Consider the following 24235-nt stretch of genomic DNA (forward strand, 5'->3'; position numbering starts at 1 on the left):
GGCGCCGCGCGCAGCGCGGCGCCCGGCCCAAGACTGATGGAAGCATCGGCGAAGCCGATGGTGCCGGTCAGACGCGGGAGCCTTTGGGATTTGGGTAATCGTCCGGTCCACGTGGCGCGGACCGGTTGAGATCAGACCTGACGCACGGCACCTTTCGCCGCGCTGGTGGTCAGCTTCGCATAGGCTTTCAGTGCCGTGGACACCTTGCGTTTGCGCGGCTGGGCAGGCTCCCATCCTTTTGCGTCCTGCGCCTTGCGGCGTTCGGCCAGTTCTTCGTCGGACACGGCCAGATGGATCGTCCGGTTGGGGATATCGATCTCAATCCTATCCCCGTTCTGCACCAGCCCGATCTCACCGCCCTCGGCGGCTTCGGGTGAGACGTGGCCGATCGACAGGCCCGACGTGCCGCCCGAGAACCGGCCATCGGTCAGCAGGGCGCAGGCTTTGCCCAGTCCTTTGGATTTTAGGTACGATGTCGGGTACAGCATCTCTTGCATTCCCGGACCGCCGCGCGGGCCTTCATAGCGGATCACCACGACGTCGCCCTCTTTGACCTTGCCGGTCAGAATGTCGTTGACTGCCTGATCCTGGCTTTCGCAGACATAGGCTGAACCGGTGAATGTCAGGCTGCTTTCATCCACGCCCGCGGTTTTTACGATACATCCGTCACGCGCGATGTTGCCGAACAGAACGGCCAGACCGCCATCTTGACTGAAGGCGTGTTCCTTGGTCCGGATGACACCGTTTTCACGATCGGTGTCCAGCTCTTTGTATCGGTTCGACTGGCTGAAAGCCTGAGTGGTACGCACACCGCCCGGGGCCGCCTTGAACAGATCCTGTGCCTTGGGGTTATTGGCAACCGTGATGTCCCAGTTGGCAATCGCCTCACCCATGGTTGGTGTGTGAACAGTGTTGCAATGCTCGTGGAACAACCCGGCCCGGCTGAGTTCGCCGAGGATCGAGAAAATGCCGCCGGCGCGGTGGACGTCCTCCATATGTACGTTCTCGGTGTTGGGCGCGACCTTGCACAGGCAGGGCACCTTACGGCTCAGACGGTCCATGTCGCTCATCGTGAAGTCGACGCCGCCTTCATTGGCAATGGCCAGCAGGTGAAGAACGGTGTTGGTGGATCCGCCCATGGCAATATCCAAGCTCATCGCGTTTTCAAAGGCGTCAAATGTGGCGATCTCGCGCGGGAGGAAGCCCTTTTCGTCCAGTTCATAGTGACGTTTGGTGATTTCAACGATCCGGCGACCGGCTTCAAGGAACAGCTCTTTGCGGTCAGAATGCGTGGCCAGGGTCGAGCCGTTGCCCGGCAGGGCAAGACCCAGCGCCTCGGCCAGGCAGTTCATCGAGTTCGCGGTAAACATGCCCGAGCACGACCCGCAGGTCGGGCAGGCGTTCTCTTCGATATGCTGAACCTGCTCATCGGTGAACCTGTCATCAGCGGCGGCAACCATAGCATCGACGAGGTCAATCTTTTTGGCCTCCAGATCTTCGATGTCGATCTTGCCGGCCTCCATCGGTCCGCCCGAGACAAAGATCGCTGGGATGTTCAGGCGCATCGCGGCCATCAGCATGCCGGGCGTGATCTTGTCGCAATTCGAGATACAGACCATCGCATCGGCGCAATGCGCGTTGACCATGTATTCGACCGAGTCCGCGATCACTTCGCGCGACGGCAGCGAGTACAACATGCCGTCATGGCCCATTGCGATGCCGTCATCCACCGCGATGGTGTTGAATTCCTTGGCAACACCGCCTGCGGCCTCAACTTCGCGCGCAACCATCTGGCCCAGATCCTTCAGATGCACGTGGCCCGGCACAAACTGGGTAAATGAGTTGACGATGGCGATGATTGGTTTGCCGAAATCGTTTTCGGTCATGCCTGTGGCACGCCACAGGCCGCGGGCACCGGCCATGTTGCGGCCATGCGTGGAGGTTCTGGATCGGTACATTGGCATGATGCTGTTTCCCTTTTGCCCCGGTTGCGATATGCGGGATATGTGCGCTATAACGCACGTACCACATGTGCGCTATAACGCACAAGGGGATTTGAAAGACGATGAAGATGGCACCGGACGAAATCACACTGAAGCTCAGGGATGTGCGGGCCGCCGCGGGCTTGAGCCTATCCAAAGTGGCAGAGATGACCGGCGTCAGCAAAGCAATGCTGGGCCAGATCGAGCGCGGCGAATCCAGCCCGACCATCGCAACGCTGTGGAAAATCGCAAAAGGGTTCCAACTGCCGCTGGGCGCGCTCATCGGTTCGGAAACGCTGAGGGAAACGCCCAGTTCGGACGTGTTTCGTACCGTGACTTTCCCCGGCAGTCTTGAGGTCAAGATCGTGTTTCCCTTTGATCCCGCGCTGCGGGCCGAAACCTTTCATGTTGATCTTGCGCCAAACCAGAGCCACGAATCCGCAGCCCACGCCAATGGCGTGACCGAAGAGGTTTTTGTCCTGCATGGATCGCTTGAGATTCTGCGCGATGGTGAATGGGTTCCGTTGCGGGCCGGGCAGGGGCTTCGGTTCGCCGCCGATTTACCGCATGGCTACCGTGCCGGTGATCAGGGCGCGGCGTTTCTGAATATGCATCACTACGCTCAGCTTGACGCTCTGGCCGCGATCGGCTGATTCAAGGGGTAAAGTATGGCCGCATTGCTGAACAGTCTGACGCTGGCAGATGCCATTGGGTCTTTTGGGGCGCTGGTCGTTGTAGCCGCCTATTTCGCCACGCAGATGCGGATGATGAATTCCAATGACCTAGCCTTTCCGGTCCTGAACCTCGCCGGGTCCATTCTGATCGTCTATTCGCTGCTTGAGAACTTCAATCTGGCCTCGATGCTGATCGAAGGGTTCTGGATTCTGATCAGCCTGATCGGGATCGTTCAGTTTTTTCGGCTTCGCCGCACGGGTTAAGCCTGCAAACCCCCTTCCAGCCTTGAACCCGCATGCCTGCGCGTATAGGGAAAAACCAACCGCGCTTTGGGGAGGCTTTGATGCAGGACGATCCAAAAACCCTCGTTTCAACCGAATGGCTTGCCGCCCATATCAAAGACCCGGATCTGCGGATTCTGGACGGGTCTTGGTATCTGCCGCAACAAGGGCGGGACGCCAAGGCGGAATATGACGCGGGTCACATCCCGGGCGCGCGGTTCTTCGATATTGATGAGATTTCCGACCTGCGCTCGGACCTGCCGCATATGGCTCCGCCGGTTGAAAAGTTCATGTCGCGCTTGCGGGCGATGGGTGTGGGCGATGGTCATCAGGTCGTGGTCTATGACGGTGCCGGGCTAATGTCCGCCGCGCGGGTTTGGTGGCTGTTCCGGCTGATGGGGCAGGAAAACGTGGCCGTTCTGGACGGCGGTTTCCCCAAATGGCAGGCCGAAGGGCGCGAGGTCGAAGACCTGCCCCCCGTCATCCGTGACCGCCACATGACCGTGCGTGTGCAAAATCATCTGGTGCGCGACGTGACGCAGGTTTCAGCCGCCGCGAAACTGGCGGATCACGAGATTATAGACGCCCGGTCGGCGGGCCGTTTTGCCGGGGCCGAGGCCGAGCCGCGCGAAGGCCTGCGATCCGGTCATATTCCAGGGTCGCGGAATGTACCGTTCGGCAACTTGCTCAATAAAAATGGTACGATGAAATCACCTGACGAATGCCGTGCCATATTCGAGGACGCAGGTGTCGATCTGTCGAAACCTGCCATTACGTCCTGCGGATCGGGTGTAACGGCCGCAATCCTCAGCCTTGCGCTGGAACGCATGGGCAAGAAAGACCATTCGCTTTATGACGGCTCCTGGGCCGAATGGGGTGCCTTCCCAACCCTGCCCGTCGCAACCGGAGAGATCTGATGTTCGAGAACCTCAAACCGCAGCCCGCCGACAAGATCCTGGCGCTGATGCAGATGTACCGCGAAGACCCGCGCGACAATAAGATTGATCTGGGTGTTGGCGTCTATAAGAACGCCGAAGGTATCACTCCGGTCATGCGGGCGGTGAAAGCTGCCGAAAAACGTATTCTGGAAGAGCAGGAGACCAAGGCCTACACAGGTCTGGCCGGTGATCCCGCTTATGCCGATGCGATGATCGGTCTGATCCTTGGGGCCTCGGTGCCGCGTGCCAATATCGCGGCCGTGGCAACCCCCGGAGGCACAGGCGCCTGCCGTCAGGCGTTTGAGATGATCCGCATGGCCAATCCTTCGGCCCGCGTTTTTGTGTCTAATCCAACATGGCCGAACCATTTGTCGATCCTGAACTATCTGGGGATCGAGACGGTTCAGTACCGCTATTTCGATGACGAAACGCGCGGTGTCGACTTCGATGGCATGATTGAGGACCTGAAAACCGCCAAGGCGGGCGACGTGGTTCTGTTGCATGGCTGCTGCCACAACCCGACCGGCGCAAATCTGAATATGGTCCAGTGGCAAGAGGTTGTGAACCTAATCAACGAGCGTGGTCTGGTGGCGATGATAGACATTGCCTATCAGGGCTTCGGCGACGGTCTGGAAGAAGACGCGCAAGGCGCGCGGCTGGTGGCATCCTCGGTCAAGGAATGCCTGATTGCAGCCTCCTGTTCAAAGAACTTCGGCGTATACCGCGAACGCACTGGTCTGCTGATGGCGATCAGCAATGACGCGGGGCAAACGGCCCTGAATCAGGCGACACTGGCGTTTTTAAATCGCCAGAACTATTCCTTCCCACCCGATCATGGCGCGCGCGTTGTGACCACGATCCTCAACGACGATGCCCTGCGTGCGGATTGGGCGACCGAGCTGGAAGAGGTCCGACTTTCCATGCTGGGTCTACGACAGCAGCTGGCAGACGAGTTGCAGCGCCTGACTGGTTCTGATCGTTTCGGCTTTGTCGCGCAGCACCGGGGCATGTTCTCGCGTCTGGGCGCAGCGCCTGAACTGGTCGAGAAACTGCGCGTAGATCACGGGATCTACATGATCGGCGACAGCCGCCTGAACATTGCCGGGCTGAACGCGACAACCGTGCCGATTCTGGCAAAGGCGATTGTCGAGGTTGGCGTTTAAGCCACCCTGTTCACAAAAAGAAAACCCGGGCGCGAACGCCCGGGTTTTTTTGTCTGCGCGTGGCTAACGCTTAGCCTTTGGAGAATTCCGGATAGGCTTCCATACCCAGTTCCGCCATGTCGAGGCCGTTGATCTCTTCTTCTTCGCTGACGCGGATGCCCAAGGTCGCCTTCAGCACGCTCCACAGGATCAGGGCACCGACGAAGGTAAACACGCCATATGCGACGATACCGGTCAGCTGCGTGATAAGGTTCGCCTCACCGTAGAAGATCACGGCGATTGTGCCCCAGATACCCGCGAACAGGTGAACCGGGATCGCACCAACCACGTCGTCGATCTTGAACTTGTCGAGCATGGGGATCGCCAGCACGACGATCACGCCGCCAACCGCACCGATCCAAAGGGCACCGAACAGGGTTGGGGCCAGCGGCTCGGCCGTGATCGAAACCAGACCGGCAAGTGCACCGTTTAACACCATGGTCAGGTCAGGCTTTTTGTACAGGATCTGCGACAGAAGCAGGGCTGCAACAGCGCCCGAAGCGGCTGCCATGTTGGTATTGGCAAAGATGCGCGATACGTCCGAGACATCGCCCACGGTGCCCATTGCCAGTTGCGAGCCGCCGTTAAAGCCGAACCAGCCCAACCACAGGATGAACGTACCCAGGGTCGCCAAGGCGAGGTTCGAACCGGGGATCGGATGAACCTTACCATCTTTGTACTTTCCGATCCGCGGGCCAAGGATGATGCAGCCAGCAAGAGCCGCCCAGCCACCGACAGAGTGAACAACGGTCGAACCGGCGAAGTCAGAAAAACCAGCTTCAGACAGCCAGCCGCCACCCCACTGCCACGACCCCGAGATCGGGTACATGACACCTGTCAGCAAGATGACGAAGATCAGGAACGGCCAGAGTTTGATACGCTCAGCAACGGCGCCCGACACGATGGATGCGGTCGCGGCCACAAAGACCAACTGGAAGAAAAAGTCCGATCCGATGGACGCGTAATCCAGCGCCGCTTCCTCGGCGGGTACACCGACCGGATCAAGAACAGTGGTTGAAAAGAACGGTCCGACCCAGCCCCCGATTGTCCAGCCATCGCCGGGATACATAAGGTTAAAGCCGATCAGCCAGTACATGATCGCGGCAAGGGAAAACAGCGCCACGTTTTTGGTCATCTGCATGGCAACGTTCTTCGAGCGTACCAGGCCGCCTTCCAGCATTGCAAAGCCTGCGGCCATGAAAAACACTAGGAAACCCGCCATCAGGAATAGCAGGGTGGTAAAGATATACTGGGTGTGCAGCGCGGGCTCTCCGGTCGCGGTGGCCTCTTGCGCAAGGCCCATCTGCGGCAGCGCGACGATCGCGGCAGCAGGGATGAGAGATTTCATCAGATTCATTGTCAGTCCTCGAATGTTGTGAATGGCGACGCTTACAGCGCCTCTTCGTTCGTTTCCCCGGTCCGCACGCGCATGGCCTGCTCAACTTCGAGGACGAAAATCTTGCCGTCGCCGATCTTGCCGGTCTTGGCGGTTTTTGTGATGGTTTCGACGATCTGGTCGGCCATCGTGGCAGGCACCACAATTTCCAGTTTGATCTTGGGCACGAAATTCACGGCATATTCTGCGCCACGATAGATTTCTGTGTGACCCGATTGCGAGCCGAAGCCCTTGATTTCGGTCACCATCATGCCGCGTACGCCCGCGTTGGTCAGTGCCTCGCGCACCTCCTCAAGCTTGAACGGCTTGATTGTCGCAATAATCAGTTTCACGTTTATCCCCTCTGCTTTCCGGGTCCGTCCGGTCTGTTTTGCACTTGCAGAAAAAGAGCGTGACTGACCGCAGTAAGGAACGGTTAGAGGGCGCTATGGGGGGCAAACTGGGGGCAAGGTGCACAATTTTTGCACAAAAATATATGAATGACTAAAAATTAGGCGAATTGATGAGGCGATTTGACGGAAATTCAGACCTCTACTTCATCGCCATTGCGGGGTATTGTGCCTCAAAACGATAACCGGGCAGAGTTTGAGCATGACTGAGTCCAGGCGCCGCAAGACACCGCTTGTCGCGGACAAAAGATACCCGTCGAAAGGGCGCAGGCCCGCAGCGACCAAACGAACGGCGAAACCCGCGGGTAAGAAGGCGGTTGCGCGCAAAACGGCTGCGCGCAGAACCACCCGAAAAAAGACGCGCAAGAAATCCGGTGGCGGAGGCGGTTTTTTTCGCCGCCTCTTTCGCTGGGCTGCGCGGCTGATCTGGGGTGTGACCTGGCGTGTAGGTGCAGTCGCCGCCATGCTGTTGGCGCTGGCCGTCGGGGTGGTTTACACGTCGCTGCCTGATCTGGATGCCTTGCTGGATGGGCGCGCGCGTGGCTCGGTCACATTGCTGGACCGCAACGGAGATGTCTTTGCATGGCGTGGCGATCAATTCGGTGGCGTCATTACGGCGGATACCGTCTCGCCGCATTTGAAAAACGCCGTCGTCGCCACCGAAGATAAACGATTCTACCGGCATTTCGGGGTCAGCCCGCGCGGTATTGCCAGTGCCGTACGCATCAACCTGAGCGAAGGGCGCGGGCCATTGTCAGGGCATGGCGGATCGACGATCACGCAACAAACCGCGAAGCTTCTGTGCCTGGGAGTGCCATATGTTCCAGGCGAATGGGACTCCGAAGCCGCCTATGAGGCGGATTGCCGTCAGGGATCGTTGTGGCGTAAGGCCAAAGAGGCGGTCTATGCTATCGCGATGGAGGTCAAATACTCAAAGGATGAAATCCTTACGATCTATCTGAACCGCGCATTCCTTGGCGCAGGCGCGCGTGGGTTCGAAGCCGCAAGCCAGCGCTATTTCGGCATCTCAGCGGCTGAGGTAAACCCAGCACAGGCGGCGATGCTGGCGGGTCTGCTGGTTGCACCGACACGCTATGCGCCGACGAACAACCTGCAACGTTCGCAAAACCGGGCGCGCTTGGTCATTGGGTTGATGGAGGATCAGGACTATCTGACCACTGCCCAGGCCAGCACTGCGCGCAACAATCCGGCTGAGCTGTCCGAGGCGGCCGCTGCGCAGGCTGGTGGCTATTTTGCCGATTGGGTCATCACCGAATTGCCAAGCTATTTTGGCACGAACACCAGAGATGACGTCGTGATCCGCACCACGCTGGATCAACGGCTTCAGAAATCGGCGGAAGAGGCGCTGAAATACATCTTTCAGGAAAAGGTCCGCGAAGGGTCCAAGGCGCAGGCCGCGATTGTTGTGATGTCTGCGGATGGTGCCGTGCGCGCAATGGTCGGCGGGCGCAAAACACGCGTATCCGGCGCGTTCAACCGTGCCACGCAGGCGCTGCGCCAAACCGGGTCGTCCTTCAAGCCCTTCGTCTATGCCACGGCGCTGGAATTGGGCTATTCCCCGCTGGATACGGTCGTGGACGAACCGTATTGCGTTAATATTCCGGGTTCGGGCCAGTGGTGCCCCAAGAACTATACCAACAAGTTCTACGGTCGGGTCACCCTTGCGGATGCGCTGAAGAATTCGTTGAACATCCCCGCGGTCAAAGCGGCCGAGGTTGCAGGGCTGGATAATGTCCGCACGGTAGCCAGCGAATTTGGTATTGAAAGCGATCTGGCGCAGGGTCCGGCCCTGGCACTGGGCGCGTCGGAAAGCACACTGATCGAGATGACCGGAGCTTATGCCGGTATCCTCAACGGCGGTTCCGCGGTCGAGCCATACGGGTTGTCTGAGCTTAAGCTGCTGGGGGATGAAACGCCCGTGATGGTGACGACAACCGGCATCGGCGAACGGGTGATCAACGACAAGGCTGCCAAGCAACTGACCTGGATGATGGAGCGCGTGGTGTCAGAAGGCACCGGTGGACGCGCAAAGCTACCGGGCTGGCAGGTGGCAGGCAAGACTGGCACGACCCAGGCAGCACGGGATGCCTGGTTTATTGGGTTCACAGCGGATTATGTGGCCGGTGTGTGGATGGGGTATGATGACAACACGCCCCTGTCCGGCGTGACGGGTGGTGGATTGCCTGCCGAGATATGGCGGGAAACCATGCTGCGCGTGACCGAAGGTATGACGCCCACGCCGCTGCCCATGCTGGCCCCGGACCCCCCGGTGCGGACAGCTCAGCCGCAACAGCAGCGACGCCGACAGGGTGGCGGTTTTGAAAATGCCATCAACAACCTGCTGAACAACCTTTTCGGAAACTGATACGTCAACAAAAAAGGCGGTGCACCCGGCACCGCCTTTCTGTCCAATCGCACCCAGTGATCAGAGGCTACTGTCCAGTGCGGCCAAAATCGCGTCACCCATCTGGGTGGTCGAGACCGGTGTTACCCCTTCATCAGCTAGCAGGTCGCCGGTGCGGACGCCATCAGCCAACACCTTCTCGATCGCAGCTTCCAGGCGGTCAGATTCGTCGCCCTGATCAAAGCTATAGCGCAGCGCCATGGCAAAGCTGAGGATACAGGCGATCGGGTTGGCCTTGCCTTCACCCGCGATATCCGGGGCAGACCCGTGCACCGGCTCGTACATCGCCTTGGGGCGGCCATTGGCCATCGGCGCACCAAGGCTGGCCGAGGGCAACATACCAAGCGATCCGGTCAGCATCGCGGCGCAGTCCGACAGGATGTCGCCGAACAGGTTGTCTGTAAGGATCACGTCAAACTGCTTGGGCGCGCGCACCAGCTGCATGGCGCCGTTGTCGGCATACATATGGCTCAGCTTGACTTCGGGATAGTCCTGGCTTACGCGGGTCACGACTTCACGCCACAGGATGCCCGATTCCATCACATTGGCCTTTTCCATTGAGCAAAGTTTCTTGTTCCGGCGCATTGCCAACTCAAAGGCCGAACGCGCGACGCGCTCAATCTCGGATTCGGTATAGCGCTGGGTGTTGATGCCGACGCGCTCATTACCTTCTTCGAAAATGCCGCGCGGCTCGCCGAAATAAACGCCAGAGGTCAGCTCGCGCACGATCATGATGTCGAGACCCGCGACGATGTCTTTTTTCAGCGATGAGAAATCGGCCAGCGCGTCGAAACACTGTGCCGGACGCAGGTTTGAATACAGGTCCATTTCCTTGCGCAGGCGCAGCAGACCGCGCTCGGGCTTGAGGCTGAAATCCAGATCGTCGTATTTCGGGCCACCCACGGCACCCAGCAGAACCGCGTCCACCTCTTGCGCCTTGGCCATGGTTTCATCGGACAGGGGCTTTCCATGCGCGTCATAAGCCGCGCCGCCCACCAGATCTTCGCTCACGTCAAAGTGAAGGTCACGCTTGTCGCTGAACCAATCGATAATTCTGCGCACTTCGGCCATAACTTCGGGGCCAATTCCGTCTCCGGGCAGGATGAGGAGCGAAGGGTTGGACATGAAGGATCTCCTTGCGTTTGGTCGAAAAGGCCCTAGCGTCTGCGCCGCATCGGGTCAATGAGACGAACCCGTCAATCTACGAGGAAAATACATGCTGATACCGGGAAAACCCGTCCCTGCGCTGAAAATCGATACTGTCGGTCACGGAACATTCGATCTGGATGCCGACAATGGGGAAAATGGCACGCTGGTGATTCAGTATAGGGGTCTGCACTGCCCGATCTGCATCAGGCAAATGTCCGAGGTCGAAGCCGCCCTGGATGAGTTTGCCGCGCTGGGCGTCGAAGTGATCATGATCTCGACAGATAGGGCGGATCGCGCGGCGGAAACCGCGCAGAAGGCTGGCGTCTCGCGCCTGCGTGTGGGTCACAGCCTGCCGCTGGCAGCCGCGCGCGAGGATTGGGGGCTGAATATCTCAACCGCGCGCGAGGGCAGCGCGGAACCGGCACTGTTTGCGGAGCCGGGGCATTTCTATATCGCACCTGACCGGTCGCTTTACTTTGCCTGGCAGCAAACAACACCATTCGGGCGTCCATCCACGTCCGATATTGTGGGTGGTCTGAAATTTACCCTGGGCAGTAACTACCCGCCGCGCGGAACTTACACCGGCCCGCTCTGACCAGTCGTGGCCAAGGCGAACTTGTTCCGCTCATGGTAGGTAGAGTTCGGAACGTCATCGGACAAATTGGGCAAGTCAGTTCATTGGGCGGGTAGGCGCGGTTACGTCCACCCACACCAGTCGGTGCCTGCTGGCTTGCTCAGCCGTTTTCCGCAGGGGCGTGTCCGGGTCAGGCCAAAAGATGCCCGCATCCAAGACCTGCAGGTCCGCTGATGGCAGCACATAATCGACCCGCATCTCGCCTACGGCCTTCCATTCCACGGTCGTCAGCGCGCCTGACGTATCAGCGGGGCGGGGATCCTGCAGCCGCGGATCGGTCAGCAGAGCTTGTATTGCTTCGGTGCGCCCATCCCCCCGCACGGGGTCCAAGTTGGCATCTGCGGCGATAACGAACGGGCCATCCGGTTTGCGCCCGAGTTCACCGTCCAAAACAAGAGACCAGAAGCGGATCTCATCACGGTTCCGCAACCCGTTGCGATCTTCGGGCCCGTCAAACACAGGCGGCGCGGCGTGAAACGTCATCAGGTCCAGCGACCCGATTGGCGTGTCCACAGGCACGATCCAATGGGCAGCAGAAGACAGGCGCTGTATGGCCTGCGCCTCTTCCGAGGGGAAAGGACCGGCGTCCGTAACCGGCAATTCTGCACCCGGCAGGTCACGCCACAGCAGGTTGGTAAAGTCCTGCACCTTGTCTTCATTGATGGGGTAACGCGAAAGCACCGCCAACCCCGCTTGACCGGTGAAGTGGCCCCAGCCCTGGGCGTCTGCCGGGCCATGGGTGCGCCCGTCACCATTCAGGTCCAACGCGGTTTCGAGCCCCGAATTCGGAACCCCAGAAAAATGATAGGGATAGTCCAGTCCTGTCGTGCGGAGTTGGTCGATCAAAGCGGCAATAGCTTGCCCCTCCAAGTCCCAGTCGACCCCCTGCAGGGCAACGATATCCGACTGCGCCGCGACAAGCACATCGACCACGGCCTGCACCTGCGGGTCGCCGCGCTGAATGTCGCGCAGCAGCAGGCCCGGTCCATCGCGGCTGAGTTCGGTGTTGTACGTGGCAATGCGCACTGTCTCGGCCTGCGCCATCATCGGCAGCAGTAAGATAAACAGGGCGCGGATCATGCAGCCTGTGTGAAGTCGGTGGTAGAATAGGCGCGGCGTTTTTCGACAATCAGGTTGGCGATGCGCAATGTTGCCATGCCGCGCATGATCATGCTGGCGGGTAGGAAGGCCCAGGCGCTCATGGTCCAGATCAGGGTCTGCGGGTTGCTCAGCGAAATCGGGTTGGCAAAATCAGTCAACAGCTTGATCACGGCTGGGATCAGGAAGGGCAGCAGCACCCCGATTGAGATGTTCAGGCGCCCGTCCCTTTGCAGCCGGGTAACGACATCTCCGCCTTTGGTCGGGTCGAACAACGGCAGGTTGGTCCAAACGTTGAATGCGCCGTTACCGGTGGGCCAACCACGCATTTTCACGGCGTAAGCAAAGCTTGCGATCGTCACCAACGCAGCGACATAAGCCACGCTGGCCGAAATGCGAACCAATTCGATCAGCTGCGGGCTGGCATCAGCAGGCAGAACCAGAACGACAAGGCGAACGGGTGAGTAAGGGAAATCAACTACATTAGCGACGCCCAGACCCATCGCATAGAATGACCCGGTCAGATCAGTTGGCACATAGGCGTTTTTACAGATCAGCGTCAGGAAGGTGACCATCGACATCAGCCCGACAAAGCGCAAGCGGTTCACAGGCGGCGCGTCGCGGAATTCGATAAAGCTGGGAAAAGCCGAGTTGTATTCGGCAAATGTCAGGAAAAAGGCGAGAATCGCAAGGAAGACGACGATCTCGGTGCCGTTTGTTGACGATATGGGCAGGTACAATGCGGGGGTCAGTACCATTAAGGCGACCAATATACCCCGAATCGCCGCCCCTGTTGTGCGCGCAATCACTATCCGAACCCTTTCCAAACCGGAATAGCCGATTCTACGCCGACTTCGTTCCAACTCGTGCCCGCCGCATGTTTCGTAGACGGATGCCTCTTAAATTCCAGACATTGGCGATAAGCGACATTTCGCTCAAGCCAAGCTTTAGAAAACACTGAGTTTTGGGCAAAAAGATGGCGCAACTGGTGCGGGATTGCATCATTTTCGACGCAAATCCGACGTGTATCGCAACAGGGTATCTATATATTGTGGTTTACTAAAATTTAACCCCAAGAATGAGAATGGGGCCGCCGAAGCGACCCCATTGGTTGAGTGTCCACAGATTCGTCCTCAGAATCACACCCAGGGACGGGCTTGACTCGCGTGTTCCTCAAACTTGTCGATGTGGTGATCTTTTTCCATGGTCAGACCGATATCGTCCAAACCGTTCAAAAGGCAGTGTTTGCGATGCGGATCGATGTCGAACTCGATCACAAACCCATCCGATGTCGTGATTTGCTGATCTTCCAGATTGACGGTCATACGTGCGTTTTCACCTTTGTGCGCGTCGTCCATCAGGATCGCATGGTGTTCTTCGTTGACCACTATGGGCAGGATGCCGTTCTTGAAGCAGTTGTTGAAAAAGATATCTGCAAAGCTGGTTGAGATCACAACCTTGATGCCAAAATCCTTGATCGCCCAAGGCGCATGTTCACGCGACGAGCCGCAGCCGAAATTGTCCCCCGCGACAAGAATGTCGGCCTCACGATACGCGGGCTTGTTCAGAACGAACTCGGGGTTTTCCTGACCGTCGTCGTGATAGCGCATCTCGTCAAACAGCACGACGCCAAGACCGGACCGTTTGATGGTTTTAAGGTGTACCTTCGGGATGATCATATCCGTGTCGATATTGATCAGCGGCATTGGGGCGGCCACCCCGTGGACTTTTTCAAACTTTTCCATGTTCATTCTCCTGCGGGAGAGGGCCGCGCCCGTGCCCCGCGTTTAAGCTTCTTTCGCTTCCGTTACGTCATTGGGCGCGCTTTTGATAAAGAGCGCCATGAAAACCAATCCGAACCCGTTGAACAGCATCTCGATACCCAACAAGATACCCAACAAGCTCAGCGCCAGCCCTATCGAGGCATTGGCAAGGATGTAGGCGGCCAAGGCCAGGGACAGGACACCTGAAATCAGCGTTGGCCAGTAGAATTGAGTGCCACGCATCTGGAACGACAAAATGATGCGAGCGATTCCGCCAGCCACAAACAGGATCATGACCACAGTTGTCAGGGTCAATGTCCCCTCCAGTGGGTTATCCAGAAACGACCAGCCCAGAAACAACATCACGGCACCCATTATGAGTGACAGGATTTTGTTGCCTACTCCTTCGACCGTGAAGCCGCCCACAACTTGCAGCCCGCCCGAAATCAGCAGCAACACGCCGGTTACCATGGTTACGGCGATCGACGCCACAACCGGCGCGCCCAGCACAAAAATACCAAACGCAATCGACAGCAGCCCCAGCAGAAGCCATTTAATCCAGTCACTCATATTCTTAATCCCTCAAATATCTAGATATGAGGGGACCTTACATCAATTCACGGACGTCTGTCAGCCGTCCTGTGATTGCCGCTGCGGCAGCCATTGCCGGGCTAAGCAGATGGGTACGCCCACCACGCCCCTGACGGCCTTCGAAGTTGCGGTTTGAGGTCGCCGCGCAGCGTTCACCCGGCTGCAACTGGTCGGGGTTCATCGCCAGACACATCGAACATCCTGCCAGACGCCATTCGAAACCGGCCTCTTTGAAGATATCGGCAAGGCCTTCTTCTTCGGCCTGCATGCGCACAAGGCCTGATCCAGGAACGACCATGGCGCGCATGCCGTCCTTGATCTTCTTGCCTTTCAGGATTTCGGCAGCGGCGCGCAGATCCTCGATCCGGCCATTGGTGCAGGACCCGATAAAGACGGTGTCGATTTCCACATCGCTCAGCTTTTGACCGGCTTGCAGCCCCATGTATTCGATTGAACGGCGCGCTGCGTCGACCTTGCCGCCTTCGAAGTCTTCGGGGTGCGGCACGGTTGCCGTGATCGGCAGAACATCCTCGGGGCTGGTGCCCCATGTAACGACCGGCGCGATATCCTCGCCACGTATGGTGACGACCTTGTCGAAATGTGCGCCTTCATCGGTATAGAGTGTCTTCCACCAATCCATCGCTGCTTCCCACTGGGCACCTTTGGGGGCGTGCGGGCGGCCTTTGACATACTCAAACGTGGTCTCATCAGGCGCGATCAGGCCAGCGCGGGCGCCGCCTTCGATCGCCATGTTGCAGACGGTCATGCGGCCTTCCATCGACAAGTTGCGGATTGCTTCGCCGCAATATTCGATGACATAGCCTGTGCCGCCCGCGGTGCCGGTCTCACCGATAACAGCCAGAGTGATATCCTTGGCGGTCACGCCCGGCTGCAGTTTGCCGGTGATTTCCACCTTCATATTCTTTGATTTTTTTTGGATCAGGGTCTGGGTTGCCAATACATGCTCAACCTCTGACGTACCGATACCATGGGCCAGCGCGCCAAACGCGCCGTGGGTCGCGGTGTGGCTGTCGCCGCAGACGACGGTCATGCCGGGCAGGGTCCAGCCTTGTTCCGGGCCAACAATGTGCACGATACCCTGACGGACGTCATTCACCGGGTAATAGTGAATGCCAAAATCTTTGGCGTTCTTGTCCAGAGCCTCAACCTGAATACGCGATTCAGGGTTCTCGATCCCGTTCACGCGATCGGGCGTGGTAGGAACATTGTGATCCGGCACGGCGATGGTCTTTTCCGGCGCGCGCACCGGACGGCCCGCCATGCGCAGACCTTCGAATGCCTGCGGGCTCGTGACTTCGTGCACCAGATGGCGGTCGATATACAGCAGGCAGGTGCCATCATCGGCTTCGTGCGCGACATGGGCATCCCAGATCTTGTCATAGAGTGTTTTGGGGGACATCGGTCCTCTCCCGTATGTAATGAGAAATAGCTGGCGAGTTGGCTCAAGCGACAGGTAGGCGTGCCAGGACCGTGCGGGCAGCCCCAAAGAACCGCTCACGCAGGCGCGCGCGGTCTTCCAGATTCTGGAATTGGGCCACATTGAGTCTCATGCGCACCAGATATAACGGGGTTTGCCGTCAATCAAGGTTCAATCCCGCACCGGGCTTGCATCATTTGGAAACGCTGTACAAGCTGGCAGCATGGACCAAGATCTGATCCCCAGTTCGCTGTCGGACCTCTATCAGAACATGACAGCGGGTTTTTCCGTGCAATTCGAAAATCTTGTCGAGCTGATTGTCACGCCCGGCTGGCGGCAGCACCAGTTGGTCATCATTCTGGTTCTGTGGGCCGTTGCCTATGCCCTGAGACTGGTGACACAAGGCCGATGGGAAACTTGGGCACGGGCCCGGGCCGGCTGGCCAAAATGGCGGTTGCGAACCCTGGTCCAGCTGATGCAGCGCCTGACTTTGGTCTATTTCGTGGTGCTCTCCTGGGCGTTGTACCTGCTGATGCAGCAGATCACTTGGCCATCACGCAGCTACATCATCGGGGTTGTGGCGACGCTGGCAACGGCATGGCTGGCGATTGCTCTGGTTGCCCGTCTGGTGCGCAACCGGACGCTGCGGCGGATTTTCAAATGGGCCATGTGGGTCTATGCAACGCTGATTGCACTTAATCTTACGGATGATGTGGCCGAGTTTCTGGACGGTGTTGCGGTATCCATTGGTGAGCTGCACATCTCGGTCCTTGGGATCCTCAAGGCGACCCTGCTGATTGGTATCCTGCTGACTCTGGCCCGTTTAGGTACCCGCGCGGCCGAACGGGGTTTGCAGAGCAACGACGATATTTCCCCATCGATGCAGGTGCTTTTGGCCAAAGGCATCCAGGTCGTGCTTTACGGTGCTGTCTTTCTGGTTGCCATCCGCACGTTGGGCTTTGATCTGACAGGCATCGCGCTGCTGTCCGGTGCGATCGGTGTGGGGATCGGCTTTGGCCTGCAAAAGGTGGTGTCAAACCTGATCTCGGGGATCATCATCCTGATGGACCGGTCCATCAAGCCGGGTGATGTGATCTCGCTGGGCGATACGTTCGGTTGGATCAACGCGCTGGGCGCGCGGTATGTTTCGGTTGTGACGCGGGACGGGCGGGAGTACCTGATCCCGAACGAGGATTTGATTACCAATCAGGTGGTGAACTGGTCGCATTCGGACCGGTTCGTGCGGTTGGATCTGGATTTTGGCACCAGCTATGCCGATGATCCGCATCAGGTGCGCGCAACCGCGATCCGGGCGGTCAAAGGGGTCAAGCGCGTGCTCAGCGGCGGGTCGCACGAACCGGTTTGCCACATCACAGGGTTTGGCGACAGCAGTGTCGACTATGTGCTGCGGTTCTGGATCAGCGATCCGACCAAGGGGCTGACCAATATTCGGGGCAATGTCTACCTCGCCCTGTGGGACGCGTTCAAAGAGCAGGGTATCTCAATCCCCTTCCCACAGCGCGAGGTTCGGTTGCTGGACGACGACGCAGCCACGCAACAGGTCGCCAAAGAGTGACCCCTCGTGCCTTACGTGTCGCGGCATTTCATTGAAATGTTGCATTCCTCTTGCTACCTTTATACTACCCCGGCGCCGGGGGTTTGCGGCGCGCAGCAAAGGAGGACAATGTCCTGTCTCTACATACACAGGCGGGTTTGCCTGCCGAAGACGGGGCCAGCGTGATGGCCCACTCTCAGTCAATCAGCGACAAGCTGCTTGAGCGTATCCTTTCCTCACTTTCCGATGACAAGGCCGAAGATGTCGTGCAGATTAACCTGCAGGGCAAATCATCGGTTGCGGATTACATGGTGATTGCCTCGGGTCGGTCGACCCGTCAGGTCTCGGCCATGGCGGAAAAACTGACGGATCGCATCAAGCAGGAGTTCGGCTTCACCTCGAAGGTCGAAGGCAAGGATGCCGGCGACTGGGTGCTGATCGATACGGGCGACGTGATCGTCCATATCTTCCGCCCCGAAGTTCGTGAATTCTACCAGCTGGAAAAGATGTGGCTGCCTCAGGGCGGCAGCGCCTCGGCCAACTGAGGCGCTATCCCGGTCTGCATTAACAGGCCGGTGGCGAGAGAAATATGCGTATAAGCATTTGTGCGGTCGGGCGATTGCGTGCCGGACCGGAGAAAACCCTGCTTGATGATTATCTGACCCGATTTGACAGGACCGGCCGCAGCCTGGGTCTTGGTCCCGCGCGCGTGGTCGAGGTCGAAGACAAGAAAAACACAGGTATGAGCGCCGAAGCCGCGCTGCTGCGCAAATCTCTGCCCAAAGGTGCGGTGACCTGCACGTTGGATGAACGCGGACGGGTGATGTCATCGCCGGAATTTGCCGAGAAGCTGGGCGGCTGGCGGGATGCGGGGCGGCAGGACCTTGCACTGATCATCGGTGGTGCCGATGGAATAGACCCTGATCTGCGGGCTGAGGCCGATTTTTCCATCTCCTTCGGGGCGATGGTCTGGCCTCATATGCTCGTCCGTGTGATGCTGGCCGAACAGCTTTACCGGGCCGCAACGATATTGTCGGGTGGCCCATATCACCGGGTCTGACATGGCGCAGCTTCTGATCGTTTACCATTCCCGCACTGGTGGAGCCCGGCAGATGGCCGAAGCGGCGGCAGACGCCGGGCGGGATGAGGCGGATGTTGTCCTGATATTCGCAGATCAGGCCGGGCCGGAGGATTTGCTGGCTGCCGATGGCTATATCTTCTGCGCCCCGGAAAATCTGGCTGCGATTTCGGGTCTGATGAAAGAGTTTTTTGACAGATGTTATTATCCTGTGCTGGGCAGGATCGAAGGACGCCCCTATGCCCAGATGGTTTGCGCGGGGTCTGACGGTGAGAACGCCGCGCGACAGATCGCCCGGATCGCGACCGGTTGGCGGCTGAAAGAGGTGCAACCGCCCCTGATCCTTTGTACCCATGCGCAAACGCCCGATGCGATACTAGCTGAAAAGACCATCCCTCAGGATCAATTGAACAAATGCCGTGAGATCGGTGCCGCCTTGGCTGCCGGTCTCAGCCTTGGCGTGTTTTGAGCGTCAGTTCAGATCAACCACCGTGGTGCCGTCATTCCAGCCATCGACATTGCACCGCGCCTGTATCTGAACCTGCGTGACGCCGCCTGGGATCACAACACCACTTAATGAGCGCGTAAACGGCTGCTCAGTCTCGTGCGGGTGATGCAGCACGCGCATGCCCAACTCGTTGCCTTCCATGTCCAGAACACGCCAACCGTCAGCATAGTGATCCCAGCCTGTGTCAGGATGTCGAATCGTGACATCGAAACGCCAAGTCTCACCGTTTTGACGGGCCGAGACGTTTTCGATCACTGCGGGATCGGCAAAGGCGGGGCTTGCCAGAAAGGCACTGAGAATCAGATAGCGCATGGACCGACGATAGGCGGCATGCTGTATCTGCGCCATCATGACTTGGTGTTGGGCGGCAATTTCAGCAGCACCGAGCGTGAATGGGATGCGAACTCTCGCCGGTATAGCACTCCAAACGTCGCAACAGTTCCGATGATCAACGCGACCGGCCCTAATATCCATGTGACCGAGGCCAGCGCGAAATAGGTGGCGCGCAGGGCGCGATTAAAGCTGCGCGCCGCCGTCACGCATATTTCGGCAGCCTGTGCTGCACGGGGATAGGCCTGTGGATCCTCAGCGTCGTTTGGCACGGCGGCCATCATCACAGCGCAATAGCCAAAAAGGCGGTGCGCCCAGACATATTTCAGGAATGCGTTCGACAAGAAGACCAGAACCACCAGTATCTTGATCTCCCACACCAGCGCAGGTGCGCTGCCGATGGCAAGATCGCGTGCTACTCCGGCAAGGCGTTCAGTATTCCCCAACAAAGCCAGTCCGCCCCCGATCGCGATCATGGTGGTCGAGGCGAAGAATGTACTGCCCTGCCGCATGCTGGCCACCACTTGCGCATCGAACATGCGCGGTTGACGTGTAACCATCTCATGCATCCAGTCGCGGCGGAAATCATCCATCATCATCGCGACGGATTTCCTGTTGGGCGAGGGGTTGTCGATCCGCCAGCCGATCCACTGCCAGGCACAAAGCAGCAGCAGAATGGCGGCGTAGTCGAGCGGTGAAAACACCATGGCGCGTTCGATCCAAGTCATGGCCGTGACACTACGTTGAGATAGGGAAACTTGCCAGATGGGTAAATTGGTAATATTACCTTACCAAACGTGAGGGATCGCCATGGATATGCCAACGCCAAACCCCGACATTTTGAACCGCAAAGCCTTGGTTTTGCGCAGGTTACAGCAAGTGTTGCCCGATGATGCCGTGATTCACGACCCTGCCGAGACGCGCGCCTATGAATGCGATGCATTGACTGCTTACCGCTGCCCTCCGATGCTGGCGGTTTTGCCATCAACCACGCAGCAGGTCTCAGACGTGCTGCGCATCTGTCATGAGGAGGGCGTGCCGGTCGTGCCGCGTGGTTCGGGCACGTCGCTGGCAGGTGGGGCGTTACCAACAGCAGATTGCGTTATCCTAGGCGTCGCCCGCATGAATGAGGTTCTGGAAACCGATTATGACAACCGGTTCATTCGCGTTCAGACCGGGCGCACCAATCTGAGTGTGACCGGCGCGGTGGAAGAAGAAGATTTCTTCTATGCCCCGGACCCGTCCTCGCAACTGGCGTGCGCCATCGCGGGGAATATCGCGATGAATTCTGGCGGGGCACATTGCCTGAAATACGGGGTGACGACCAATAACCTTCTTGGTGTCAAAATGGTCCTTATGGATGGCAGTGTGATCGAGATTGGCGGCGCGCATCTGGATGCGGGTGGGCTGGACCTGCTGGGTCTGATCTGTGGGTCGGAAGGTCAGCTGGGTGTAGTGACCGAGGCGACGCTGCGCATTCTGCGCAAGCCCGAAGGAGCACGGCCCGTCTTGATGGGGTTCGATGACAATGAAGTGGCCGGACAATGCGTGTCCGACATCATCAAGTCCGGCATTCTGCCCGTGGCGATCGAATTTATGGATACGCTCTGCATCAAGGCCTGCGAAAATTTCGCCCACGCGGGCTATCCCGACTGCACCGCACTGCTGATTGTCGAAGTTGAAGGCTCGGAGGCTGAGATCGACGATCAGCTTGCAAAAATCATCGAGATCGCCAAGCGCCATAACCCGGTGGAACTGCGCGAAAGCCAGTCAGCCGAGGAAAGCGCGAAAATCTGGCTGGGGCGGAAATCAGCCTTTGGCGCGATGGGGCAGATGAATGACTACATGTGTCTGGATGGCACAATCCCGGTCTCCTCTTTGCCCGAAGTGCTGCGCCGGATCGGAGAGTTGAGCAAGGAATACGGCCTGCCCGTGGGGAATGTGTTCCATGCAGGGGATGGAAACATGCATCCCCTGATCCTGTTTGATGCCAACAAACCCGGCGACCTAGAGAAATGCGAGGCTTTCGGTGCCGAAATCCTGAAGCTCTGCGTGGATGTGGGCGGTTGTCTGACGGGTGAGCATGGGGTTGGTATCGAAAAGCGGGATCTGATGTCTCATCAATACGCGCTGGTAGATCTGGAAGCACAGATGGCGGTTAAGGATGTTTTCGATCCGGACTGGTTGCTTAATCCCGCCAAGGTCTTCCCATTGGACGCGTCGGAGGCGCGCCGCACGGCGCGGCTGGCGGCTGAATAGGCTCTAACAAAGAATAATCGCTATGAAACCTGAGACAGAAGCCGAACTGGCCGAGATGGTGGCCGGACTGCAGCACCCCGTGCGTATTGTCGGTGGCGGCACGCGTGGCGTGCCCGGCCCCGAAGCCGAGATCAATACCTCTGGTCTGAACGGCATAACCCTGTATGAGCCCGGCGCGCTGACGCTGGTGGCGCAGGCGGGAACGCCTGTGGAAGAAATCGAGGCCGCGTTAAACGCAGAGGGTCAGCAACTGGCCTTTGAACCGATGGATCATCGCGGCTTACTGGGTACAAAGGCAGAGCCAACCATTGGAGGCGTGGTCGCGGCAAATACCTCGGGCCCGCGTCGCATTCAGGCCGGGGCGTGCCGCGATTTCCTGCTTGGTGTGCGCTTTGTCGACGGAACAGGACAGGTCGTCAAGAATGGCGGGCGCGTAATGAAAAACGTGACCGGTTACGATCTGGTCAAACTGATGGCGGGGTCTTGGGGTACGTTGGGCGTTCTGACCGAAGTATCGCTGAAGGTACTGCCAAAGCCCGAGGCCGTTGCGACCCTTGCCGTTCAGGTCGCCGATATCGACAGGGCGGTTCAGGCCATGTCTGTTGGGTTGAATTCTCCGTTTCAGGTCAGCGGTGCCGCGTATGACCCGCAGGATGGCAACGCCTATGTCAGGGTCGAAGGGTTTCAGGACTCGGTGTCTTACCGACTGGAACAGTTGACGCCGTTGCTTGCCAAAATAGGACAGGTGAGCGAGGTCGCTGATCAAATTGCTACGTGGCGTGCTATTCGTGATGTGCAGGCGTTTCATAGTCACGGCGGTGATGTCTGGCGGATTTCGGTCAAGCCAACCGACGCACCCGAAATTTCGGAGCGGTTGAGTGCGGATCAAACCCTGTTCGACTGGGGCGGCGGCCTGATCTGGGCGCGTGTCCCGCAAGGCACCGATCTTCGCGCGAGGTTGGGGCACTTTGACGGACATGCCACGCTGGTGCGTGCCGCCGAGGAAACCGTCAAGGCGTTTGGTCGCTTCCAACCTGAACCGATGGCATTACAGGCTCTAACACGGGGAATAAGACAGCGATTTGATCCTCGCGGTGTCTTTAATCCCGGACTGATGGGGTAGGGTGATGCAGACGACATTTACTAAAAAGCAGCTTCAAGACCCGGCGATCCAACGCTCGAACGAAATCTTGCGCAACTGCGTCCATTGCGGTTTTTGCACTGCGACTTGCCCGACCTACCAAGTTCTGGGCGACGAGCTCGACAGCCCGCGCGGCCGCATCTACCTGATCAAGGACATGCTTGAGAATGAGCGTGTGCCCGACGAAAAAACGGTCAAACACATAGACCGCTGCCTGTCCTGTCTGGCCTGCATGACAACATGCCCGTCCGGCGTGCACTACATGCATCTGGTCGATCATGCGCGCGAGTACATTGAGGCCAGGTATAAACGCCCCTTCACCGATCGTGCGTTGCGGTGGGTACTGGCGCAGATTCTGCCCTATCCGATGCGGTTCCGCTGGGCTCTGATCGGGGCCAAGTTGGGCCGACCATTTCGATTTCTTGTCCCTGATGCGCGGTTGCGGGCGATGCTGGACATGGCGCCAAAGCATATTCCTCCGGTCAGCCGTAATGATGACCCGCAAAGCTTTGCGCCCAAAGGGCAGCGCCGAAAGCGCGTGGCGCTGATGACAGGATGTGCGCAGAAAGCTTTGAACACGGATATCAACGATGCGACGATCCGCTTGCTGACGCGGTTGGGGTGCGAGGTTGTGGTCGCCAACGGCGCGGGTTGTTGCGGGGCTTTGACCCATCACATGGGCAAGGTGGAGGACAGCCACAAGGCAGCTGCCGCCAATATCAGAGCGTGGACTTCCGAAATGAACGGGGATGGTCTGGATGCAATTGTCATCAACACCTCGGGCTGTGGGACAACTGTTAAGGACTATGGGCATATGTTCCGCAATGATCCGCTGGCAGAGGACGCGGCGCGGATTTCGGATATCGCAATGGATATCAGCGAGCTTCTGGTGCAGTTGGACCTGCCGGCAGGAACCGACAAGGACATGACGGTTGCCTATCACGCAGCGTGTTCCTTACAGCACGGTCAAAAGGTAAAGACGCATCCCAAAAGCCTGCTAAAAAAGGCGGGATTCACTGTGTTAGAGCCTGCTGATAGTCATCTGTGCTGCGGTAGTGCAGGGACCTACAACTTGATGCAGCCCGAAATTTCGGGGCAGTTGAAACGGCGTAAAGTCAAAACTCTTGAGGCGAAAAACCCCGATGTGATCGCTGCGGGTAATATTGGCTGCATGATGCAGATCGGGTCGGGCACTGATATCCCAATCCTGCACACGGTCGAGCTGTTGGATTGGGCCACCGGCGGACCCGTACCGCGGGCTTTGCAAAATGACAACGTGCCGGCGGTTCCGATCCTCAGATAGGCTGTCTGGTGCCGCGGTGCATCACTTGGATTTGAAAACCAGATCTGAACCGGTCGCCCTATTTTCGCCCCACACCAACCGTAGGGATAAAAGCAAGCAA

At 58.4% G+C, this 24235-nt stretch carries 24 protein-coding genes; 13 read left to right on the top strand and 11 right to left on the bottom strand.

The annotated features are described in order from the left end of the window. Positions 1-131: 131 nt before the first annotated feature. Entirely contained in the window at positions 132-1964 is a 1833-nt protein-coding gene (gene ilvD, locus LCM21_RS18900; RefSeq protein ID WP_224891987.1) for a dihydroxy-acid dehydratase, read from the bottom strand. A 107-nt stretch (positions 1965-2071) separates the two neighbouring features. Here ilvD and LCM21_RS18905 point away from each other — a divergent pair, with 107 nt between their 5' ends. The 4 genes from LCM21_RS18905 (at position 2072) to LCM21_RS18920 (ending at position 5039) form a co-directional block, all read left to right on the top strand. After that, on the top strand, positions 2072-2635 hold the full coding sequence (locus tag LCM21_RS18905) for a helix-turn-helix domain-containing protein (RefSeq protein ID WP_224891988.1): 564 nt from the start codon (positions 2072-2074) through the stop codon (positions 2633-2635). A 15-nt stretch (positions 2636-2650) separates the two neighbouring features. Continuing rightward, positions 2651-2920, top strand: coding sequence for a CBU_0592 family membrane protein (locus LCM21_RS18910; protein ID WP_068338417.1), 270 nt, complete (start codon positions 2651-2653; stop codon positions 2918-2920). Positions 2921-3000: 80 nt separating this feature from the next. Beyond that, positions 3001-3855, top strand: a complete 855-nt coding sequence (gene sseA / locus LCM21_RS18915) for a 3-mercaptopyruvate sulfurtransferase (protein WP_224891989.1) — start codon at positions 3001-3003, stop codon at positions 3853-3855. Next, entirely contained in the window at positions 3855-5039 is a 1185-nt protein-coding gene (locus tag LCM21_RS18920; protein WP_224891990.1) for an amino acid aminotransferase, read from the top strand. Before sseA ends, LCM21_RS18920 begins: the two co-directional genes overlap by 1 nt. A gap of 70 nt (positions 5040-5109) precedes the next feature. On the opposite strand, the gene LCM21_RS18925 is transcribed toward LCM21_RS18920, so the two are convergent. Together LCM21_RS18925 and LCM21_RS18930 are read right to left on the bottom strand one after the other, a co-directional pair. Beyond that, positions 5110-6435: an ammonium transporter gene (locus tag LCM21_RS18925; RefSeq protein ID WP_068338423.1), complete on the bottom strand. Its 1326-nt coding sequence runs from the start codon at positions 6433-6435 to the stop codon at positions 5110-5112. Positions 6436-6467: 32 nt separating this feature from the next. Beyond that, positions 6468-6806: a P-II family nitrogen regulator gene (locus tag LCM21_RS18930; RefSeq protein ID WP_068338425.1), complete on the bottom strand. Its 339-nt coding sequence runs from the start codon at positions 6804-6806 to the stop codon at positions 6468-6470. A 259-nt stretch (positions 6807-7065) separates the two neighbouring features. Here LCM21_RS18930 and LCM21_RS18935 point away from each other — a divergent pair, with 259 nt between their 5' ends. Beyond that, positions 7066-9249 carry a transglycosylase domain-containing protein gene (locus LCM21_RS18935; protein ID WP_224891991.1) on the top strand — a complete coding sequence of 728 codons (2184 nt, stop codon included), beginning with the start codon at positions 7066-7068 and terminating at the stop codon, positions 9247-9249. A 60-nt stretch (positions 9250-9309) separates the two neighbouring features. Here LCM21_RS18935 and leuB read toward each other — a convergent pair whose 3' ends face one another. Next, positions 9310-10413 (bottom strand): 3-isopropylmalate dehydrogenase, encoded by a 1104-nt coding sequence (gene leuB, locus LCM21_RS18940; RefSeq protein WP_224891992.1) that lies wholly within the window; start codon positions 10411-10413, stop codon positions 9310-9312. A 91-nt stretch (positions 10414-10504) separates the two neighbouring features. Between leuB and LCM21_RS18945 the strand changes: the two genes are divergently transcribed. Then, a complete protein-coding gene (locus LCM21_RS18945) occupies positions 10505-11032 on the top strand; it encodes a redoxin domain-containing protein (protein ID WP_224891993.1) in 528 nt (175 codons plus the stop codon). Between the two features lie 75 nt (positions 11033-11107). On the opposite strand, the gene LCM21_RS18950 is transcribed toward LCM21_RS18945, so the two are convergent. The 5 genes from LCM21_RS18950 to leuC all read right to left on the bottom strand — a co-directional run bounded on the left by LCM21_RS18950 (position 11108) and on the right by leuC (position 15943). Beyond that, the gene (locus tag LCM21_RS18950) at positions 11108-12151 is read right to left on the bottom strand and encodes an endonuclease/exonuclease/phosphatase family protein (protein WP_224891994.1); all 1044 of its coding nucleotides are present in this window, start codon (positions 12149-12151) and stop codon (positions 11108-11110) included. Then, positions 12148-12927: a hypothetical protein gene (locus tag LCM21_RS18955; protein WP_224891995.1), complete on the bottom strand. Its 780-nt coding sequence runs from the start codon at positions 12925-12927 to the stop codon at positions 12148-12150. The genes LCM21_RS18950 and LCM21_RS18955 overlap by 4 nt, the downstream gene beginning before the upstream one ends. 381 nt (positions 12928-13308) lie before the next feature. Then, a complete protein-coding gene (gene leuD, locus LCM21_RS18960; protein ID WP_224891996.1) occupies positions 13309-13914 on the bottom strand; it encodes a 3-isopropylmalate dehydratase small subunit in 606 nt (201 codons plus the stop codon). Between the two features lie 42 nt (positions 13915-13956). Next, complete coding sequence (locus LCM21_RS18965) at positions 13957-14502, bottom strand: HdeD family acid-resistance protein (protein ID WP_068338438.1); 546 nt, start codon at positions 14500-14502, stop codon at positions 13957-13959. A 37-nt stretch (positions 14503-14539) separates the two neighbouring features. Next, positions 14540-15943 carry a 3-isopropylmalate dehydratase large subunit gene (gene leuC / locus LCM21_RS18970; RefSeq protein WP_068338440.1) on the bottom strand — a complete coding sequence of 468 codons (1404 nt, stop codon included), beginning with the start codon at positions 15941-15943 and terminating at the stop codon, positions 14540-14542. Between the two features lie 241 nt (positions 15944-16184). On the opposite strand from leuC, the gene LCM21_RS18975 reads away from it, so the two are divergent. From LCM21_RS18975 to LCM21_RS18990, 4 genes are all read left to right on the top strand, one after another. Next, positions 16185-17537 carry a mechanosensitive ion channel family protein gene (locus LCM21_RS18975; RefSeq protein ID WP_224891997.1) on the top strand — a complete coding sequence of 451 codons (1353 nt, stop codon included), beginning with the start codon at positions 16185-16187 and terminating at the stop codon, positions 17535-17537. 164 nt (positions 17538-17701) lie between these two features. Then, positions 17702-18061, top strand: a complete 360-nt coding sequence (rsfS, locus tag LCM21_RS18980; protein ID WP_068338936.1) for a ribosome silencing factor — start codon at positions 17702-17704, stop codon at positions 18059-18061. Between the two features lie 44 nt (positions 18062-18105). Next, positions 18106-18576, top strand: coding sequence for a 23S rRNA (pseudouridine(1915)-N(3))-methyltransferase RlmH (rlmH, locus tag LCM21_RS18985; protein WP_224891998.1), 471 nt, complete (start codon positions 18106-18108; stop codon positions 18574-18576). A 1-nt stretch (position 18577) separates the two neighbouring features. After that, complete coding sequence (locus tag LCM21_RS18990; protein WP_224892085.1) at positions 18578-19063, top strand: flavodoxin family protein; 486 nt, start codon at positions 18578-18580, stop codon at positions 19061-19063. A gap of 3 nt (positions 19064-19066) precedes the next feature. On the opposite strand, the gene LCM21_RS18995 is transcribed toward LCM21_RS18990, so the two are convergent. After that, positions 19067-19414 (bottom strand): hypothetical protein, encoded by a 348-nt coding sequence (locus LCM21_RS18995; RefSeq protein ID WP_224892086.1) that lies wholly within the window; start codon positions 19412-19414, stop codon positions 19067-19069. A gap of 35 nt (positions 19415-19449) precedes the next feature. Continuing rightward, on the bottom strand, positions 19450-20160 hold the full coding sequence (locus tag LCM21_RS19000) for a DUF599 domain-containing protein (protein ID WP_224891999.1): 711 nt from the start codon (positions 20158-20160) through the stop codon (positions 19450-19452). Positions 20161-20242: 82 nt separating this feature from the next. Between LCM21_RS19000 and LCM21_RS19005 the strand changes: the two genes are divergently transcribed. From LCM21_RS19005 to glcF, 3 genes are read left to right on the top strand one after another with little or no spacing between them, the layout of a single operon-like run. Continuing rightward, complete coding sequence (locus tag LCM21_RS19005) at positions 20243-21691, top strand: FAD-linked oxidase C-terminal domain-containing protein (protein ID WP_224892000.1); 1449 nt, start codon at positions 20243-20245, stop codon at positions 21689-21691. Positions 21692-21713: 22 nt separating this feature from the next. After that, positions 21714-22814: an FAD-binding protein gene (locus tag LCM21_RS19010; RefSeq protein ID WP_224892001.1), complete on the top strand. Its 1101-nt coding sequence runs from the start codon at positions 21714-21716 to the stop codon at positions 22812-22814. 4 nt (positions 22815-22818) lie between these two features. Further along, complete coding sequence (gene glcF, locus LCM21_RS19015) at positions 22819-24135, top strand: glycolate oxidase subunit GlcF (protein WP_224892002.1); 1317 nt, start codon at positions 22819-22821, stop codon at positions 24133-24135. Positions 24136-24235 lie beyond the last annotated feature (100 nt).

The sequence above is a fragment of the Ruegeria profundi genome (genome assembly GCF_020171505.1).
In the GTDB taxonomy this organism is placed as follows: Bacteria; Pseudomonadota; Alphaproteobacteria; order Rhodobacterales; family Rhodobacteraceae; genus Ruegeria; species Ruegeria profundi.

Excerpts from the sequence above, each read along its gene's own strand:
- LCM21_RS18920 (WP_224891990.1), top strand. The coding sequence starts at position 3,855 with ATGTTCGAGAACCTCAAACCGCAGCCCGCCGACAAGATCCTGGCGCTG.
- leuB (WP_224891992.1), bottom strand. The coding sequence starts at position 10,413 with ATGTCCAACCCTTCGCTCCTCATCCTGCCCGGAGACGGAATTGGCCCC.
- LCM21_RS19000 (WP_224891999.1), bottom strand. The coding sequence starts at position 20,160 with ATGACTTGGATCGAACGCGCCATGGTGTTTTCACCGCTCGACTACGCC.
- LCM21_RS19010 (WP_224892001.1), top strand. The coding sequence starts at position 21,714 with ATGAAACCTGAGACAGAAGCCGAACTGGCCGAGATGGTGGCCGGACTG.
- leuC (WP_068338440.1), bottom strand. The coding sequence starts at position 15,943 with ATGTCCCCCAAAACACTCTATGACAAGATCTGGGATGCCCATGTCGCG.
- LCM21_RS18910 (WP_068338417.1), top strand. The coding sequence starts at position 2,651 with ATGGCCGCATTGCTGAACAGTCTGACGCTGGCAGATGCCATTGGGTCT.
- LCM21_RS18965 (WP_068338438.1), bottom strand. The coding sequence starts at position 14,502 with ATGAGTGACTGGATTAAATGGCTTCTGCTGGGGCTGCTGTCGATTGCG.
- LCM21_RS18990 (WP_224892085.1), top strand. The coding sequence starts at position 18,578 with ATGGCGCAGCTTCTGATCGTTTACCATTCCCGCACTGGTGGAGCCCGG.
- LCM21_RS18945 (WP_224891993.1), top strand. The coding sequence starts at position 10,505 with ATGCTGATACCGGGAAAACCCGTCCCTGCGCTGAAAATCGATACTGTC.
- leuD (WP_224891996.1), bottom strand. The coding sequence starts at position 13,914 with ATGGAAAAGTTTGAAAAAGTCCACGGGGTGGCCGCCCCAATGCCGCTG.
- LCM21_RS18955 (WP_224891995.1), bottom strand. The coding sequence starts at position 12,927 with ATGGTACTGACCCCCGCATTGTACCTGCCCATATCGTCAACAAACGGC.
- rlmH (WP_224891998.1), top strand. The coding sequence starts at position 18,106 with ATGCGTATAAGCATTTGTGCGGTCGGGCGATTGCGTGCCGGACCGGAG.
- LCM21_RS18995 (WP_224892086.1), bottom strand. The coding sequence starts at position 19,414 with ATGCGCTATCTGATTCTCAGTGCCTTTCTGGCAAGCCCCGCCTTTGCC.
- glcF (WP_224892002.1), top strand. The coding sequence starts at position 22,819 with ATGCAGACGACATTTACTAAAAAGCAGCTTCAAGACCCGGCGATCCAA.
- LCM21_RS18905 (WP_224891988.1), top strand. The coding sequence starts at position 2,072 with ATGGCACCGGACGAAATCACACTGAAGCTCAGGGATGTGCGGGCCGCC.
- rsfS (WP_068338936.1), top strand. The coding sequence starts at position 17,702 with ATGGCCCACTCTCAGTCAATCAGCGACAAGCTGCTTGAGCGTATCCTT.
- LCM21_RS18950 (WP_224891994.1), bottom strand. The coding sequence starts at position 12,151 with ATGATCCGCGCCCTGTTTATCTTACTGCTGCCGATGATGGCGCAGGCC.
- LCM21_RS18925 (WP_068338423.1), bottom strand. The coding sequence starts at position 6,435 with ATGAATCTGATGAAATCTCTCATCCCTGCTGCCGCGATCGTCGCGCTG.
- sseA (WP_224891989.1), top strand. The coding sequence starts at position 3,001 with ATGCAGGACGATCCAAAAACCCTCGTTTCAACCGAATGGCTTGCCGCC.
- LCM21_RS18975 (WP_224891997.1), top strand. The coding sequence starts at position 16,185 with ATGGACCAAGATCTGATCCCCAGTTCGCTGTCGGACCTCTATCAGAAC.
- ilvD (WP_224891987.1), bottom strand. The coding sequence starts at position 1,964 with ATGCCAATGTACCGATCCAGAACCTCCACGCATGGCCGCAACATGGCC.
- LCM21_RS18935 (WP_224891991.1), top strand. The coding sequence starts at position 7,066 with ATGACTGAGTCCAGGCGCCGCAAGACACCGCTTGTCGCGGACAAAAGA.
- LCM21_RS19005 (WP_224892000.1), top strand. The coding sequence starts at position 20,243 with ATGGATATGCCAACGCCAAACCCCGACATTTTGAACCGCAAAGCCTTG.